We start from the raw sequence: 16,299 nt of genomic DNA, 5'->3' as shown, positions 1-16,299 counted from the left end.
AACTTAATTTAAGACTCAAAGATATTATTTTAGCTGTTCGAAAAAAATTAAAATGAACAACATACAATTCATCTCCAAATTTGCAGCTACAGCAGCGATTAACATTCAAAAAACAGTTGAACTTTTACAAGAAGATTGTACCATTCCATTTATTTCTAGGTATCGAAAAGACACTACAGGAAATCTAGATGAAGTGCAAATTGAAAATATAGCCAAGTTTCAAAAAGAATATGAGGTGATTGTAAAACGCAAGGAGGCGATTTTAAAATCAATCATGGAGCAAGGTGTTATGAACGAAGGATTGTTTGCTAAAATCGATAAAAGTTTTGATTTACAAGAATTAGAAGATTTCTACCTGCCTTTTAAAAAGAAGAAAAAAACTAAGGCTGATGTTGCTCGCGAAAGTGGATTAGAGCCATTGGCTAAAATTATCATGGCACAAAATAATGATGATGTTGATTTTATTGCAGCAAAATATTTGAATGATACTATCATTAACGAAGATTTAGCCTTACAAGGGGCCCGTGATATAATTGCCGAATGGATTAATGAAAATATATATGTTCGTAAGCAATTGCGCCGTTTATACGAGCGCAAAGCGACGATTACAACTAAAGTTGTTAAAACTAAAAAAGAGGAAGAAGGCGCACAAAAATTCAATCAGTATTTTGATTGGTCAGAGCCTTTAACGAGAGCACCTTCACACCGTTTATTAGCGATGCTTCGTGCCGAAAATGAAGGTTTTATCAAGTTTAAAGTGGCCGTTGATATTGATGATGCCTATGCTATTATTGATGAATTGGTTTTAAAAGGGCAAAATAAAGCAACTCCACATGTACAACTCGCAATTGAAGACAGTTATAAACGATTGTTGAATCCAGCGATTTCTAATGAAGCTTTGCAAGAAGCAAAAGCCAAGGCGGATGCCAATTCGATTCAAGTTTTTGCTAATAATCTGGGGCAGTTGTTACTAGCACCGCCTTTAGGAGAAAAACGAATTTTAGCCATTGATCCCGGTTTTAGATCGGGTTGTAAAATTGTGTGTTTAGATGAAAAAGGAGATTTGTTGTACAACGAAACCATTTATCCGCACGCGCCACAAAAAGAGGAAGCGATGGCGATGAAAAAAATTCGTTCGATGGTGAATTCTTATAAAATTGATGCTATTTCTATAGGAAACGGAACTGCTTCACGGGAAACGGAATTCTTCATAAAGAAAATTGCTTTTGATAAACCAGTACAAGTTTTCATAGTTTCTGAGGCTGGTGCTTCGGTATACTCAGCTTCTAAAATTGCAAGAGACGAGTTTCCTAATTATGATGTTACGGTTCGAGGTTCAGTTTCTATCGGGAGAAGATTGAGCGATCCTTTGGCGGAATTGGTAAAAATTGACCCAAAAGCTATTGGCGTAGGTCAATACCAACATGATGTAGATCAAACGAAACTGAAAGAAGAACTCGATAATACGGTAATTCGTTGCGTGAATTCGGTCGGAATAAACATTAATACGGCGAGTAAACATTTGTTGAGTTATGTGAGTGGAATAGGAGAGAAGCTAGCCGAAAACATTGTGAACTACCGCTCGGAGAATGGTCCTTTTGAAAACAGAAAACAACTGAAGAAAGTACCTCGATTGGGTGAAAAAGCATACCAACAAGGAGTCGCTTTTATCCGAATTTCGAATGCTAAAAATCCATTGGATAATTCGGCTGTTCATCCAGAATCGTATGGAATTGTAGAGAAAATGGCCAAAGATTTAAAATTGACTGTGAATGATTTAATTGCTAATAAGGAAAAAACAGCGTTAATCAAACCAGAGAATTATATCACACCAGAGATAGGATTACTAGGATTGAAAGATATTATAAAAGAGCTTGAAAAACCAGGATTAGACCCAAGAAAATCAGCTAAAGTATTTGAATTTGATCCCAATGTAAAATCGATAAAAGACGTTAAATCAGGAATGATAGTACCTGGAATTGTCAACAATATTACCAATTTTGGTTGTTTTGTGGATATTGGAGTCAAAGAAAGTGGTTTAGTTCACATCTCTCAGCTCAAAGCAGGCTTTGTAAGCGATGTAAACGAAGTGGTGAAGCTACACCAACATGTTCAGGTAAAAGTTACTGAAGTCGATGAGGATAGAAAACGCATTCAATTGACGATGATCATTTAAAAACAAAAGCCTGACAACATTGTCAGGCTTTTGTTTTATTTATAAAAACTGTAATCGAATTAATAATTAAATCTATATAAATAATAAAATTAAGGTTAATACAATACCTGCAGCGGTAAAGTATAGTCCTTTTTTAAATATTGTTGTTTTTGGCATAAACATCCAAAATGATGATAGTACAAAAAAGAAAAGAGACAGTCCAAAAAAGACATTCAAAAAGAATAATGGTTCTCCTGATCTTGCCTTATGCAGGTGCGTCATTTTTTCTACAATTGCAGGAAGGCTTTCTGTTTTATAGTCAGCTACTCCTGTTTTTTTATTATAAGTTCCATCCTTAAAATAAACAACGTCACCTTCTTCACGATCTGGTTTAAAACCACGGATCTCAAGCATACGACCTAAATCCTCTCCACTAGCATTGGTCTTTACTGTTTTAACGATCTGTTTTTGTTGTTTTAGAAAACTAGTATCTCTAAAAATTAATACTAATCCGCTTAGGGAATAAACAGCCATAATTCCAGCAAGGAAAAAGCCTAGATAGCGGTGAACTATGCGCATTGTCGCATTAAGGTTTTGTTTTTTTGACATAAGTAAATGGTTTTTTTATAGTTTTTTATTTTTCTTTATTTGACCTCAAAAGCTATAAAAGGTTTAATCAAGTAAATATTTTTTTTAGTTTTATTTACTTCACGATTTTCTATAAGAAAGGTTTCAAGAAATAATTCTTTAAACTTCAATTGTAATGCTGCTTTTAGAATAGAACATTCATGATAATTTCATTTTCATTGGTTACACATCAATAGAATCATAAACAAGTACTTTGGTCCAAAGATGGGAACAATTCTTTACAAAAGCCAAATGAAGTGGGTGATCCTGATATACTTTTTGACCCGCTTCATCATCAAAAAACATGAGTTCCGAAACATCCCAAGAGGTATCTACTACTTCACGTTTCTCAGTAGAAGCTAAAACTCCCACATGGATATGACGAATTGTTGGAATAGCAGCTAAGGTTTTTAGACCAGCAATTAATTTTTGTTTATCTGCTTCGGATTCGGGGTTTTTTAACCAAAAAAACACATGGTGTAATAAAGGTTTTTCAATTGGTCGTTTTGCAAATCCAAAAATACCAGCAATTCCCAATAAAGCTGTTGATCCTATAAATCTTCTTCGTACCATCATTTATTTATTTTTAAATGTAAATATCTAAATTTTTAAAATAAAAAAGAGAAAATTTGCTCCTTTATTTGACACCTATAATTCAAATGTAGATTTTACGTTTATAAAAGTTTCTTTTGTGCATTATTTTGCTGAGTAACAGAAAAAGCGGTGAATGGTTTTGAATATTTAATCAAAAACAAAATAGTTAAATCAAGTTGGTTAATACTACTGCTTATGATCTAATTATTCCTACTATTTTGTATCTTATCAAATAAAAAGCAAGTTATACTTCAAGCAGTCACCCTTTAATAAATAAAAACCAATAATTGTGAGTTGTAGTCAGTCTCCTTTTTTTAATTATTTTTATACCGTTTTTTAAAAACAAATAATGGAAGCAATTTTAAGACAACATATTGAGAAAATAGTACTATTAACGGATGATGAATTTCTATTTGTGCTTTCGCATTTTTCGATAGGAAAATATAAAAAACATCAATATCTAGTTCAGCAAGATAATCCCGTTCCGTATGTTCATTTCGTAGTTAAAGGTTTGTTGAAATCGTATTATATAGATCACTCGGGTAAGAGTCATATTCTTCAATTTGCCATGGAAGATTGGTGGGTAACTGATAGTCACGGATTTTATAATAATCAAAATGCCACACTCAATATTGATTGTTTAGAAGATGCACAAACGTATTACATCACTCTTGAAAAAAGGCAAAAGCTGTGCGCAGAGTTACAGAAAATGGAGTTCTTCTTTTTGCAAAAAATGACCGCTGGTAATATTGCACTTCAAAGCAGGATTCTATCGTTAATGAGCAAGAATTCTGAGGAACGATATGCGCAATTTATCCAATTATATCCAGATTTGATTCACCGTATTCCTAAAACTTTAATAGCCTCTTATCTTGGAATTTCGAGAGAGACATTGAGTCGTTTAACGCATTGATGTGATATAGGTCACAAAAAAGATGTGATGTATGTCCTATATTATTCCATGGCTGTTTTCGAATTTTGTACTTCAAAATTTAAAAACACAAATATGAAAAATATAGCGTTAATAGTTGGGGCAACAGGGATTACAGGTAATAATCTTGCAGAAAGACTTATTGCTAGAGGCTGGATCACTTTTGGCTTAGCCAGAAATCCACGAAAAGACATAGAAAATCTACAGCCTGTTGCTGCTGATCTTTTAGATCTTGAAAATTTAAAGCTAGCTTTAAAAGATGTTTCTCCTACCCATGTTTACATTACAAGTTGGATGCGTCAGGATACTGAAGCCGAAAATATAAGAGTAAATAGCTTGATGGTTAGAAATCTTCTAGAGGCATTATCTTCTAAAAAATCAGTGCAGCACGTAGCGCTTGTGACAGGATTGAAACATTATCTTGGACCTTTTGAGGCTTACGCCAAAGAAGGATTTTTACCCGAAACCCCATTTAGAGAAGAACAACCTCGTCTTGACATAGAAAACTTTTACTATGCACAAGAGGACGAAGTTTATGCCGCAGCAGCACGTGATGGTTTTACATGGAGCATTCACCGTCCGCACACTGTTATTGGGAAAGCGGTGGGTAACTTAATGAATCTAGGAACAACCCTTGCTGTGTATGCTAGCATTTGCAAAGAAACGGGAAAACCGTTTCAGTGGCCAGGTTCAGAAGCGCAATGGAATGGACTTTCAGATGTTACGGATGCTAGAGTATTAGCAGAGCATTTAATTTGGGCTTCTACTACGGAAGCGGCCAAAAATGAAGCATTTAATGTCGTAAATGGAGACTTTTTTCGCTGGAAATGGCTTTGGAAAAAATTAGCGGAATCGTTCGGTATTGAAGCAATAGGATATGACGGCACGATTCATCCACTTGAAGGACAAATGAAAAAAGAAGCTCCGGTTTGGAAAAATATTGCTATTCAAAATGCTCTTGTGGAGTCTGATTTAAATAAATTGGCTTCTCCGTGGCATACTGATCTTGACTTAGGGCGACCAATTGAAGTCATGACGGATATGTCTAAAAGTCGTAAACTTGGATTCCCTGTCTTTCAAAGAACGGAAGATTCATTTTACGATTTGTTTGAACAGCTTCGTACAGACCGATTAATTCCGTAGTTATCTTAAAATAGTGCGCATAAAAAAGGGTTTTCAAGATTTAGTTCTTGAAAACCCTTTTTTATTTATATTTTGAATGTATTGGCAACAGCCAACTCTTTCAATATTTATACATCTATAGCATCATAAACCACGACTTTTTCCCATAAATGAGAACAGTTCTTTATAAAATCCTGATGAATTGGATGGTCTTGGTATATTTTTTGTCCGGCTTCATCATCAAAAAACATCAGCTCAGAAACATCCCAAGAAGTGTCTACAACTTCCCGTTTTTCGGTCGAAGCTAAAACGCCCACATGAATTTGACGAATCGTTCAACATCTTAAAATTTTTGCAAAATCATAACTAAAAACAAAAATCCCTAGCTAACTATCTAACTTTTACAAAATACACACTATTTCAATTGCAACTTCTTCTTTGCCTCGAGCGCGATAGGATCTGTATTTAAGAGTTCTAGAGATTTGACCATTCCCATTGTTGAGCTCTTATATCTCCTAAAATGGGGCGTCTGAATATGGGCATTGTAAGCATCGTCATTAGCATATATCTCAAATACGGTGATGCTGGAAGGATTAGCTTTATCAGACACCGCATACAATGACAATACTCCAGGTTCTACACGAACCGAAGTTTCCATTTCTTCTGTCAGTATATTTTTATAGCTTTCCAACTGAGCCACGTCAATTTCAAGTTTTGCAATACGCACAACTAGATTCTTATTTTGAGCAAATGCACTGCCGCTTAAAAGGGTCGTCATCATTATCATTGCTATCATTTGATAAAATACACCTTGATTCTTCATTGTTTCTGATATTATTGTTTGCTTAATTTCTTCAAAAGAAAGGCTTATGATCCCTTTTCACTCCCCTCTTTTCATACCGGATATCTTTATAAATTTTCAGATTACCAATACTAAGAATCCGTGTGCTTCACTTTACTTCTTGATCTTTTTAAGTGTAAATGCTTCTCCAGGAACAAGCACATATATACGTTGTGGATTAACCACCAATTTTTTCAATTTCTCAGGATCACCATTGAACGGTGCAAAATCAGGCGCATCCACTGATCCCCAATGATTAAGCAGAAGCGGCGTGTTTGGATAAGCATTTGCAATTTTTACCGCACCTTCTAAAGTGAAATGCCACTCGCTATCTGAAAAATCAAACAATATAGCATCTGGCGCAGGGAATTCAAGATGCTCCTTCATCAATCGAGAATCGCCTGGCGCCCAAATAGTGCCATCAGGTGTTTCGATCCAAAATCCACACGCATCTTCATTTTTAAAGACACGCTTACTCATGCCCGGATAAGCATTTTGGTACGCATGATCAGCCGGAGTCAGTTTAATCTTTAGACGTCCTATTTTAAACTCATCACCGATAGTGTGACCAAATGATTTGAAACCCTCATTTTTCATCAGCGAATCAACATATATTGTGGAATGATATTCTTTTGTTACGCGCAAAAGGTCGCGATTGGTAGGAATACTATAATGGTCATTATCGGCATGCGTAACCAATACTGCATCTAATCGAACGACATCTTTTGGCGCTATCGGAAAATCTATCAAAATGGGCATATCAAAACCTTCCAACAGTGGATCAACCATCAAAATAGTACCGCGGCTATTGATAAAAAAGCCAGCCATACCCAACCATCTTAGCGTGGTTTTATCAGATGTTTCAAAAGCCTCCGCACCAAAAGTCTGTGTTTTCCCTGGTCGGGCTTGATATTTCTTCTCTTTCTTTTCTGCTCCTTTACTTTGAGTACTGTTTGTAGACGATTGCGCCTGTACAATTAATATTGAAACTAAAAAAATCACTACTGTAAAAATCCAATTTTTTGCTTTCATAATCCTTCTTGTTAATTAGTAATACTTTCATTATCTGACATGCAAATTTCTCTCAATTTTTCATCAGATAATTATATAATTCACTGAATATCTTACCATTATTACTGATTAAAGATAAAAATAAAAAAGCACAAAAGAATTTATATTAATTTTGACTCTATTGAATTTAAAGTCATGAAAGAAATAGTAAAACTAGAAAGTATCACACAATTTAATTCTGAACGAGGACAAGAGACCTTGCATCCCAAGGTAAGTGTTCTGGATCAATCAATGTCAAAACCCATAGCAGCAACCCGTTTCGTTTCAGAACTTTATATCATTTTTTTTAAGGACTTGAAATGTGAGGAACTCAAGTATGGTCGCACACATTATGATTACCAAGAAGAAACATTGCTTTTCATTGCACCAGGACAGGTCTTGGGGTTTGAAACGGATGATAAAACTATACAGCCAAATGGGTGGGCCTTAGCATTCCATCCTGATCTGATACGCGGAACTTCACTTGCTAAACGCATCAAAGACTATGGTTTTTTCTCCTATGATGTAAATGAAGCCTTGCATGTCTCTGAAAGAGAAAAACAAATTGTTTTGGAATGCTTTAACAAAATAAAGCATGAATTAGAATACCCAATTGATAAACACAGCAAATCTATACTTGTGAGCAATATTGAATTATTCTTAAATTATTGTATTCGCTTTTATGACCGACAATTCATAACAAGAGAAAACATTCATAAAGATGCGTTAGTCAGATTCGAAACTTTATTGAATAACTATTTCCAATCTGATAAACCACAAACGATAGGATTACCTTCAGTACGACATTTTGCAGAAGAACTTCACTTGTCAGCAAATTATTTTGGAGATTTGGTGAAGAAAGAAACTGGAAAACCAGCTCAAGAATACATACAGGAAAAAGTAATAGCTCTAGCCAAAGAAAAGCTTTTTGATATCAATAAGTCAATTAGCGAGATTGCTTATGAAATAGGTTTCAAATACCCTCAGCATTTTACCCGATTATTCACACAACGCGTAGGTTATTCCCCCTATAAATACAGAACGATGAATTAAAAACCTTCAAAGTTTATACATCTATCGCATCATAAACAATTACCTTTTCCCATAAATGAGAACATTCCTTTATAAAAGCCAGATGAATTGGATGGTCTTGATATATTTTTTGACCCGCTTCATCATCAAAAAACATAAGTTCTGAAACATCCCAAGAGGTATCAACTACCTCACGTTTCTCTGTGGAAGCTAAGACTCCCACATGAATTTGACGAATAGTTGGGATTGCCGCCAAGGTTTTTAAACCGGCAATCAATTGTTGTTTATCAGCCTCCGATTGAGGGTTCTTCAACCAAAAAAATACATGGTGCAACAAGGCTTTTTTCTCTGGACGCGTTCCAAAACCCATAATACCGGCAACTCCAAATAGAGCTGCAAAACCAATAAATTTTCTACGTATCATCACTTAACTTATTTTAAAAAGGTAAATATCGAAATTTAAAAAATAAAAAAAGACAAAAAAGCTCCTTTATTTTTTGAAACAGCTTCACACAGAGCAATTAATACTCTAATCGACGTTTTCTTTTAAATGTTTTTTTAAATCTTGCCTATAAAAAAAGGTTCCAAGATAGTATCTTGAAACCTTTTCGAATTGTTAATCCACGTCTTATTGTCTTATTTCATTGGAACGCCTCCCTGATTGTTTTGATCTCCTTCTTTAAGGTCATCATTATTAACCCCTTTCTTTTTAGCGCCAGTGAAATTCATTGAGCCAAAATTATAACTGAATGTAACTCCAAATGAACGAATTGGAAATTTAAAAGTACTGCTTTGGTTGAAGCCTTGTCCACTTGAATTTTGTTTAAATTCTAAATCCTTTTTGAATGGTGATACCATGTTCAATCCAAAGGATGCTGTTTTTTTCCATAACTGTTTTTTGACTCCAAAAACCATTAAATTAAAAGCAGGACTGGTGCCTTGCAGCGTTTTCTTAGAAGAATTTTGGATTACAAAAGCTTCCGCAGAAATATCGTTTTTAAATTGAAGTGTCCCACTCACGAATGCTGAATATTGTATTGATGTACCATTCGAAGATTGTTCCAAGTTGTATAATCCCGTTGGGTCTGGTTTGTAGGTAAAGGCATTAAAATTTCCACGTAAAGTCAATATTTTAAACGGATTTACCGAACCGAAAAGACTCATTCCAAACGATTTATTGTTTCCAATATTTTGATAATTAGTGATTGTTCCTGTCTCGTCTGACAAAGGTGTTGCAATACCTTCGATTAAATCGGATGTATATTTATAATAGGCCGAAATATTTAGCGTGCGCTTTTGCGAAAATGTAGAGTATCCAAATTCTACGGTTTGTGATACTTCAGGATCAAGGGTTGGATTTCCTTGTGTTTGTGCTTGAATATTTGATTTATTGATAAATGGGTTGAGGTATGTAAAGCTTGGTCTCGAAATACGTTTGCTGTACGTTAATTTTAAAGAAGACGATTCTGATAATGCTTTCTGTAGTGTAAAACTTGGAATAAATGTTCCATAGTCAATTTTGAATGGGCTTAAATCGGTTTGCAATGCATTTGTAGGATCACCTTTGATAGCTGTGTTTTCAAAACGCGCACCTGCCATTACAGTAAAACCTTTTGGCAAAGTAACCGTTCCTACAGTATAAAGCGACGCAACATCCTGATCGTAATTGTATAAATTAGAACTGATTGGGTCAAACACAAATGCATTTTGTGCATCAGGAACATAATTTTGAAAATCACTCGAAATCTTTCTGATGATGGTTTTACCTCCAGCTTCCAGTTTGAATTTTTCAGTTACCGGCAAGGTATAATCCAATTGAAGCGTGTATTCATCATTATTTCCGTCATTATTTGCTTTTTGATTGGTATAAAAACCAGAGTAGATATTTTGGTAATTGGTTTCCACTATATTGTGACTCCATTGTGATGAAAAGGTAAGTTCGTGTCCTTCCTTTGCAAATTTACGGGCATAATTCAGGTTCCAATCAAATCCTCCAAAAGAGTTTTTTGCGCTGCTTTGTCCCGTATAAACAGTACTATTTGAAGGATTCATATAATCAGTAAACTGATTTTCATTCGTACCTGTTCGTTCAAATCCTCCGTCATTATATCTAAAGGTTGTGCTTAAACTGTTGAAAGCATTAAAATCATATCCTGCCGTTACAGATGCTACTACGCCACTACGCTGCACTTCATTGGTACCTTTGGTTGTCTGTAAACTGTTGGCGGTACTGTTGTTCAAAATTTGATTGGATTCGGAATCGGATTCTTGTGGCCATCCATTATTGAATCCAACATTTGCCGAAAGGCTAAAACGGTTTTTGTTGTAATTTACATTGGCATTAAAGTTATTTTGTCTCGTACCAATACCACCACTTACGGATCCACTTACACCCGAAGTACTTTTTTGTTTAGTAATAATGTTTATGATTCCTGCAGATCCTTCTGCATCATATTTTGCCGAAGGCGAAGTAACCACTTCTATGTTTTTAATCTGGTCAGCAGGGATTGTTTTTAACACATCCGCAAGGTTGGCAGAAGTAGCTCCTGATGGTTTTCCGTTGATTAATACCCGTACATTTGCATCTCCACGAATCGATACATTTCCATTGATATCTACATTCACCATAGGTACTTTTTGCAATACATCAGTAGCATTACCACCACCAGCTGTTAGGTCTTTTTCTACGTTGTAAACGATTTTATCAATTTTATTAACTACCTGTTGTGCTGTTCCCACAATTACCACTTCTTTCAAAGTATTCGTTTCAGGACTCAAGGCTATTGTTCCAATTTCAAAATCTAATTTTGCATCAGTTGTAGTTATTTCTTTAATAGTCTTGTCTTTGTAGCCAATAAATGAAATGGTAAGGGTATAAGTTCCAACTTGAATTTCATTTAATTTAAAGGTTCCAGAAGCATCGGTCAAAGTACCAGTTAAGGGTTTGTCTAAATTAATTTTAGAAATGCTTATAGAAGCATAATCTACTGGAGCCTTTGTTATCGAATCGATAACAGTACCAGTTATTTTACCTTTTAGACTGGGTGTTCCCGTAAAAGTTTGTGACTGTACAGCTATGGCAGAAAAAAGCAACACGGTGAGCAGGATAATTTTTTTCATTTTTAAGATATTTTAAGTTCTAAATCTCGGAGAATCGTTTTAATCAATTCGTTTAGATTCAGTACAAAGCAATATCTTAATAGGAACATATACCAGCACATTCGACAGAGAGACCGAGAACGTCGACGGAAGTTTAGTATTTTAAAAATTTAAGACCACCCTTGAAAGAATGCTATAAAATTCTCTTTGTATTGATCTGTTACCGTAATGGTTACTTTATCAATTTGGACAGAATTTTTAGTGGCTGATTTTATTTTGTCCAAAGACACAATGAAAGACCGGTGAATGCGCATAAATTTATTTGAGGGCAGCTTTTCTTCAAGAGATTTCATACTGGTTAAAGACAACAAAGGCTTGTCTTCACTTAGTCGATACACTTTTACATAATCTTTCATGCTTTCAATATAAATGATATCGTCTAGCGCAATTCGTACAAGTTGGTATTCAAATTTTAGATAAATGTAAGCTACTTCGGCTTCGGGAATAGGAGGGCTAATTTTTCTTATTTCCTGTTCTGGATTTCTAATAAGTTCAAAATATCCAAGCGCCTTTGCAACCGATTTATTGAAATCAAGAAAACTAAAAGGCTTGAGCAAATAATCAAGAGCATCTACTTTATAGCCGTCAAGCGCATATTGATCAAAAGCAGTTGTAAATATGATTCTTAAATTCCCTTTTACACGGTATTGTTCTACAATTTTAGCGAGTTCAATTCCATTGATGTCGGGCATTCTAATGTCAAGAAATAATATGTCTATATCTTGCTCATGAATTGCTTTTAAAGCTTCAATAGCATTTGAAAACTGCCCTACTAAAGACAAGGATGGTGTTTGTTCTATGTATGAAACTATAATTTGTAGTGCCAGCGGTTCATCATCAACCGCAATACATTTTAATATCATGAGATTTGTAATTTTAAGGTTACACAGTATTCCTTTTGAACTAGATCTTCGGTGGTTGTCAATTCATACTTGTCAGGATAAATTAGATCGAGTCTTCTGCGAGTGTTGACTAGCCCAATTCCGTTACTTTCTTCTTTACTTAGTGTTTGATTTTCGAATATAGAATTGCGAACTTCAATTTGAATAGATTTTTCCGATTGTTCAATTCCAATGTAAATATAGCTTGGATAAATCCCGCTAATTCCGTGTTTATAGGCATTTTCGATAAAAGGTAAAAATAGCATTGGCGCAACTTCTAAATCTTTTATGTTTTTTGGTTTATCAAATATTACCTGCACTTTATCGGTAATTCGCAACTCCATCAATTTAAGATAATCTTCTACAAAGCTTATTTCTTTACGTAGCGTTGTTAGATTGTTTTTAGTATCATACAGTACATACCGCATCATGTGGGATAGAGTGTATATGGCTTCACGTGCAGGATTATTTTCGGTACCCGCCAAGGCGTAAATACTATTTAGGATATTAAAAAAAAAGTGAGGGTTGATTTGGGATTTTAGAAAAGAGAGTTCCGAAATGACTTTCTCCTTTTCCAGATTTTGGCGTGCTTGGTTTTCTGTTTGAAGTTTTTTGGCAACACTTATTACAGTACTGGCACCCACCATTAATAAGGTTATTATGATTTCGCTTAAATTTGAAATCAAAGCACCATGCATATTGTCTTTTTTGGATAATTTAAAATGCTGGTTTAAAATAACATCAAGATTTGTAAAAGAGGTATATGTATCACTAATGTTTAAAACCAAAACTATTAGAGCGCATATTGCGATAAAAAAAAAGCCGTTCTTACTTTGAAATAAAAGTTTTGGGATAATTATTTTATAAGTGATATAAAACACTAAAATCCATATAAAATACATGAAAGTTTGTTTTAACCAAAATTCTATTGGAAAACTAATATTCATATATAGTGGCATACTTTGAACTATAAGCAGCCCTAAAAAGATCAAAGCTTTTGAAAAAATAGAAATGTCTTTGACTGAAAAAGGTTTCATTTGTTGCAATTTAAAAAATAAATATACGCAATAAATTAAGTCTTAAAATGCAAATCGACAGTTTCCTATAGAATATCGACAGATAGCCTTAGTTCATCTGAGAAAAAATGAAAGGCTTCGTTTTGATTTAAGAATGGAGATGAATAGTTGAAAAGTACAAATTTAATCTGGTCAACGAATTGGTGGAAAACATAAAAAGCAATTGCAAATTTTCAGCCATAAAAAAGCCCGACATTACTGTCGGGTTTTTTATCCAAGAATCATCGAATTTATGAATCAATCATTTCTTCGTTACTTTCAAATCTTTAAAATATCCTACTGTTCCTATTTCAACCCAAAGTGCAATACTGCCGGCTTTAGAAGTTCCCAGCATTTTAGTAACAATAAACGAAGGCGATTTTTGGTTATTGATGTACAAAACTGCCTTTTCATCCTGAAACTCAATACGCACATCAATCCATTCGTTTAAACCAATATCAGCATAGGTTTCATATAAACCGGTCGCTTCTTTTCTCAATCGGCCAAAGGTATTTTCTGGATAGGAAAAATATTGAACGGTGTGGTTGCGCTTTAATTGATCATTGGCTCTTCCATTACTTGGACGAAGATAAATAGCATCAAAATTTTTATTCTCTTGATTTACGCGGTATGCTACGCCAATAAATCCGCGCGCAGCAGGAAAAGGAGAATTTTCCATGATTCGGCTTAACATTTTAACTTCAATCGTCCCGTTCTCCATGTCAACATTCGTTAATTTAACGTATGTAGGACCATCCGTTGAAGTGTCTATGTTTTTTTCGTCAAAAGGAAAAGCAATTAAATCACGCTCCACTTTTAAGACTTGGACACCGTCCATATTGACGATTTCTGCTTTGGTATTTACAGCTTCAAATTCGTGCTTATCCCAGGTGAATTTTTGAGCAAATAGTCCCGTGATTTGTAAAATAAGGATACTCAATATAAGTGCTTTTTTCATTTTGAACGGATTTAGTTTTCTTTTATAAACGGAGCGATACTTGCCCAAGTGGCGTTAAAATTTACTATAAAAGCAGGATGACCAGCATTTGGAATAATCGCTAACTGATGATTGGGGATTAGCAATGCGGCATTTAAAACATTTTGTACGGAGTTGCCCTCATCTCGGTCGCCCGCCATCACTAAAACGGGACATTGGATAGCGCCCAATAATTCAGCTCCTACAGTAAGTTGGCTATAACAAGTGGCAATTTGCTGAAACACCTCTTTCAATCGATTTGGTTCTGGCATTAAGGCACGTTGTTGTGCCCAAAATTCCGCATCCATTTCCATCGCTTGATTGAAGTTGAAACTAAAATCTCTTAATCCGGGATATAAAACACCTGCGCCTATTACAATCATTTTTTTAACTTTATCAGGATACATCGAGCCGAATTTGTAAGCGGTAAATCCTCCATCACTAAATCCGAGAATCATTACTTTTTCTTTGGTTACCTCATGGATTACTGCCAGTACATCATTGGCTCTTTGTTCTAATGTCAATGGTTCAACTCCGATTTCCGATTTCCCATGTCCACGGGTAGAAACAGCTATAACCTGAAAATCAACTGAAAGACTATCTATGATTTTTGCCATTTCTACGGTTGATCCAAACAATCCGCCATGTAATACTACAATGGGTTGTCCTTTGCCGTATACTTCATAGTAAATTTTGGCATCTTTTGATTGTACATAGTGCCCAGCCTGTAGGTTATTTCCATAGGGGATGGTATTAATTACATTTGGTGGCTGCATAAAATGACGCAACAGTTTTTGTGCAAACGCGCCACAACAAAAAAACACATTTACTAAAAATACCAGTATTAATTTTTTCATTTTATAAATAAATTAAAATAATTTTTCAGCGGGAGGTGTAGCGCCCACTAATCTCAAATAAACAGTAGTTTGTGCTCTATGATGGGTTTGATGTTCAAAACACTTGTTTAAAACCTGCTCTCTGTTCATATCAAATTGTTCGAACAATTTAATAGGCTCCGAAAGTTTTGCATTAGGATATTTTTTGATAGCATTAATAGCAAAATCATAGGCAGCCATTACTTTGGCGGTAACGCTTGCTTTGTTCTCATCACCGGATTTTTCCAATTCCCCAAAACCTACTGGCGGTTTTTCATCGGTTGCAGAACCCACAAAGCCATATATCGCATCGCTCAAGTGTAAAACTTGACCTGAGAAAGAACGCATTTCTTTTGTTGGTTTAAAGGAATAGCCGCTTTCAGGCATTGCATCCAGATATTCTTTAGTATAGGCTTTGGCTCTTTCCCAGTCTTTAAGGATATCAGCTGTTGTTGTTTGTGCATTTAAATTGCTCATAGATAAAAATACGGTCAGAAGTAATACAATCTTTTTCATGTTTCTTGTTTTTATAGTTTTTTACAAATTTACAATCATTAGTGTATATTTGTAACCAACAAATTAAATACCAGTAACCAGTAGGTTACTACAAATTGTATGAGATATATAGAAAACCCTTATGATTGTCCTGTAACAAGAGCCATGTCCATTTTTGGCGGTAAATGGAAGCCTATAATATTGAATTGTATTGGTGAAAGTTCATTGCGGTTCGGGAAGCTGAACCAATTAATGCCTGCTATTTCTAACAAGGTGCTTTCTAATGAATTAAAAGAATTAGAGACTTTAGGATTAATTGAAAGAACAGCGTTTAAAGAAAGCCCGCAAAGAGTAGAATATACATTGTCTGATTCGGGGAAAAGTTTGATGCCTGTTTTGCATGAAATCGCAAGCTGGGGTAATTCGAATGAAGCAAAAAAGATTGTTACCGAAATGGCAAAGTAGGAAACCCAATCCATAATTGCGGTCAACAAATTCTTTGAAAT

Annotated in this window: 17 protein-coding genes; 5 read left to right on the top strand and 12 right to left on the bottom strand. The window is 34.9% G+C overall.

Features of this window, described 5'->3' with window-relative positions:
- Window positions 1-52: 52 nt before the first annotated feature.
- Window positions 53-2,176, top strand: coding sequence for a Tex family protein (locus AB3G36_RS03860; RefSeq protein ID WP_367756186.1), 2,124 nt, complete (start codon window positions 53-55; stop codon window positions 2,174-2,176).
- A gap of 72 nt (window positions 2,177-2,248) precedes the next feature.
- Here the strand turns inward: AB3G36_RS03860 and AB3G36_RS03855 are convergent, their stop codons facing one another.
- Together AB3G36_RS03855 and AB3G36_RS03850 are read right to left on the bottom strand one after the other, a co-directional pair.
- Window positions 2,249-2,764, bottom strand: coding sequence for a PepSY domain-containing protein (locus AB3G36_RS03855; RefSeq protein WP_367756184.1), 516 nt, complete (start codon window positions 2,762-2,764; stop codon window positions 2,249-2,251).
- Window positions 2,765-2,965: 201 nt separating this feature from the next.
- Window positions 2,966-3,358, bottom strand: coding sequence for a Dabb family protein (locus tag AB3G36_RS03850; RefSeq protein ID WP_367756182.1), 393 nt, complete (start codon window positions 3,356-3,358; stop codon window positions 2,966-2,968).
- Between the two features lie 367 nt (window positions 3,359-3,725).
- On the opposite strand from AB3G36_RS03850, the gene AB3G36_RS03845 reads away from it, so the two are divergent.
- Both AB3G36_RS03845 and AB3G36_RS03840 read left to right on the top strand, forming a co-directional pair.
- Window positions 3,726-4,289 (top strand): Crp/Fnr family transcriptional regulator, encoded by a 564-nt coding sequence (locus AB3G36_RS03845; protein ID WP_367756180.1) that lies wholly within the window; start codon window positions 3,726-3,728, stop codon window positions 4,287-4,289.
- A gap of 93 nt (window positions 4,290-4,382) precedes the next feature.
- A complete protein-coding gene (locus tag AB3G36_RS03840; protein WP_367756178.1) occupies window positions 4,383-5,450 on the top strand; it encodes an SDR family oxidoreductase in 1,068 nt (355 codons plus the stop codon).
- 107 nt (window positions 5,451-5,557) lie between these two features.
- Here AB3G36_RS03840 and AB3G36_RS03835 read toward each other — a convergent pair whose 3' ends face one another.
- The 3 genes from AB3G36_RS03835 to AB3G36_RS03825 all read right to left on the bottom strand — a co-directional run bounded on the left by AB3G36_RS03835 (window position 5,558) and on the right by AB3G36_RS03825 (window position 7,302).
- Window positions 5,558-5,746 carry a Dabb family protein gene (locus AB3G36_RS03835; protein WP_367756176.1) on the bottom strand — a complete coding sequence of 63 codons (189 nt, stop codon included), beginning with the start codon at window positions 5,744-5,746 and terminating at the stop codon, window positions 5,558-5,560.
- Window positions 5,747-5,844: 98 nt separating this feature from the next.
- Entirely contained in the window at window positions 5,845-6,252 is a 408-nt protein-coding gene (locus AB3G36_RS03830; RefSeq protein WP_367756174.1) for a putative quinol monooxygenase, read from the bottom strand.
- A gap of 132 nt (window positions 6,253-6,384) precedes the next feature.
- Entirely contained in the window at window positions 6,385-7,302 is a 918-nt protein-coding gene (locus AB3G36_RS03825) for an MBL fold metallo-hydrolase (RefSeq protein ID WP_367756172.1), read from the bottom strand.
- A 174-nt stretch (window positions 7,303-7,476) separates the two neighbouring features.
- On the opposite strand from AB3G36_RS03825, the gene AB3G36_RS03820 reads away from it, so the two are divergent.
- Window positions 7,477-8,373, top strand: coding sequence for a helix-turn-helix domain-containing protein (locus tag AB3G36_RS03820; RefSeq protein ID WP_367756170.1), 897 nt, complete (start codon window positions 7,477-7,479; stop codon window positions 8,371-8,373).
- 13 nt (window positions 8,374-8,386) lie between these two features.
- Here the strand turns inward: AB3G36_RS03820 and AB3G36_RS03815 are convergent, their stop codons facing one another.
- From AB3G36_RS03815 to AB3G36_RS03785, 7 genes are all read right to left on the bottom strand, one after another.
- The gene (locus AB3G36_RS03815; RefSeq protein WP_348812123.1) at window positions 8,387-8,776 is read right to left on the bottom strand and encodes a Dabb family protein; all 390 of its coding nucleotides are present in this window, start codon (window positions 8,774-8,776) and stop codon (window positions 8,387-8,389) included.
- A gap of 212 nt (window positions 8,777-8,988) precedes the next feature.
- On the bottom strand, window positions 8,989-11,472 hold the full coding sequence (locus AB3G36_RS03810) for a TonB-dependent receptor (RefSeq protein ID WP_367756167.1): 2,484 nt from the start codon (window positions 11,470-11,472) through the stop codon (window positions 8,989-8,991).
- Between the two features lie 149 nt (window positions 11,473-11,621).
- Entirely contained in the window at window positions 11,622-12,374 is a 753-nt protein-coding gene (locus AB3G36_RS03805; RefSeq protein ID WP_367756165.1) for a LytR/AlgR family response regulator transcription factor, read from the bottom strand.
- Window positions 12,371-13,429 (bottom strand): sensor histidine kinase, encoded by a 1,059-nt coding sequence (locus tag AB3G36_RS03800; RefSeq protein ID WP_367756164.1) that lies wholly within the window; start codon window positions 13,427-13,429, stop codon window positions 12,371-12,373. The genes AB3G36_RS03805 and AB3G36_RS03800 overlap by 4 nt, the downstream gene beginning before the upstream one ends.
- 280 nt (window positions 13,430-13,709) lie before the next feature.
- The gene (locus tag AB3G36_RS03795; RefSeq protein ID WP_367756162.1) at window positions 13,710-14,405 is read right to left on the bottom strand and encodes a hypothetical protein; all 696 of its coding nucleotides are present in this window, start codon (window positions 14,403-14,405) and stop codon (window positions 13,710-13,712) included.
- 11 nt (window positions 14,406-14,416) lie between these two features.
- The gene (locus AB3G36_RS03790) at window positions 14,417-15,280 is read right to left on the bottom strand and encodes an alpha/beta fold hydrolase (protein WP_367756160.1); all 864 of its coding nucleotides are present in this window, start codon (window positions 15,278-15,280) and stop codon (window positions 14,417-14,419) included.
- Window positions 15,281-15,292: 12 nt separating this feature from the next.
- Window positions 15,293-15,814 (bottom strand): DinB family protein, encoded by a 522-nt coding sequence (locus AB3G36_RS03785; protein WP_367756158.1) that lies wholly within the window; start codon window positions 15,812-15,814, stop codon window positions 15,293-15,295.
- Window positions 15,815-15,913: 99 nt separating this feature from the next.
- On the opposite strand from AB3G36_RS03785, the gene AB3G36_RS03780 reads away from it, so the two are divergent.
- Window positions 15,914-16,258, top strand: coding sequence for a winged helix-turn-helix transcriptional regulator (locus AB3G36_RS03780; protein ID WP_367756157.1), 345 nt, complete (start codon window positions 15,914-15,916; stop codon window positions 16,256-16,258).
- Window positions 16,259-16,299 lie beyond the last annotated feature (41 nt).

It is taken from the genome of Flavobacterium sp. WC2430, from assembly GCF_040822075.1.
Taxonomy (GTDB): domain Bacteria; phylum Bacteroidota; class Bacteroidia; order Flavobacteriales; family Flavobacteriaceae; genus Flavobacterium.
This window is presented reverse-complemented; position numbering and strand designations above follow the sequence as displayed.

What these genes read in the sequence shown, in the direction of transcription:
- AB3G36_RS03840 (WP_367756178.1), top strand. Translation starts at nt 4,383, where the DNA reads ATGAAAAATATAGCGTTAATAGTTGGGGCAACAGGGATTACAGGTAAT.
- AB3G36_RS03785 (WP_367756158.1), bottom strand. Translation starts at nt 15,814, where the DNA reads ATGAAAAAGATTGTATTACTTCTGACCGTATTTTTATCTATGAGCAAT.
- AB3G36_RS03815 (WP_348812123.1), bottom strand. Translation starts at nt 8,776, where the DNA reads ATGATACGTAGAAAATTTATTGGTTTTGCAGCTCTATTTGGAGTTGCC.
- AB3G36_RS03860 (WP_367756186.1), top strand. Translation starts at nt 53, where the DNA reads ATGAACAACATACAATTCATCTCCAAATTTGCAGCTACAGCAGCGATT.
- AB3G36_RS03845 (WP_367756180.1), top strand. Translation starts at nt 3,726, where the DNA reads ATGGAAGCAATTTTAAGACAACATATTGAGAAAATAGTACTATTAACG.
- AB3G36_RS03830 (WP_367756174.1), bottom strand. Translation starts at nt 6,252, where the DNA reads ATGAAGAATCAAGGTGTATTTTATCAAATGATAGCAATGATAATGATG.
- AB3G36_RS03805 (WP_367756165.1), bottom strand. Translation starts at nt 12,374, where the DNA reads ATGATATTAAAATGTATTGCGGTTGATGATGAACCGCTGGCACTACAA.
- AB3G36_RS03850 (WP_367756182.1), bottom strand. Translation starts at nt 3,358, where the DNA reads ATGATGGTACGAAGAAGATTTATAGGATCAACAGCTTTATTGGGAATT.
- AB3G36_RS03825 (WP_367756172.1), bottom strand. Translation starts at nt 7,302, where the DNA reads ATGAAAGCAAAAAATTGGATTTTTACAGTAGTGATTTTTTTAGTTTCA.
- AB3G36_RS03790 (WP_367756160.1), bottom strand. Translation starts at nt 15,280, where the DNA reads ATGAAAAAATTAATACTGGTATTTTTAGTAAATGTGTTTTTTTGTTGT.
- AB3G36_RS03820 (WP_367756170.1), top strand. Translation starts at nt 7,477, where the DNA reads ATGAAAGAAATAGTAAAACTAGAAAGTATCACACAATTTAATTCTGAA.
- AB3G36_RS03795 (WP_367756162.1), bottom strand. Translation starts at nt 14,405, where the DNA reads ATGAAAAAAGCACTTATATTGAGTATCCTTATTTTACAAATCACGGGA.
- AB3G36_RS03800 (WP_367756164.1), bottom strand. Translation starts at nt 13,429, where the DNA reads ATGAAACCTTTTTCAGTCAAAGACATTTCTATTTTTTCAAAAGCTTTG.
- AB3G36_RS03810 (WP_367756167.1), bottom strand. Translation starts at nt 11,472, where the DNA reads ATGAAAAAAATTATCCTGCTCACCGTGTTGCTTTTTTCTGCCATAGCT.
- AB3G36_RS03780 (WP_367756157.1), top strand. Translation starts at nt 15,914, where the DNA reads ATGAGATATATAGAAAACCCTTATGATTGTCCTGTAACAAGAGCCATG.
- AB3G36_RS03855 (WP_367756184.1), bottom strand. Translation starts at nt 2,764, where the DNA reads ATGTCAAAAAAACAAAACCTTAATGCGACAATGCGCATAGTTCACCGC.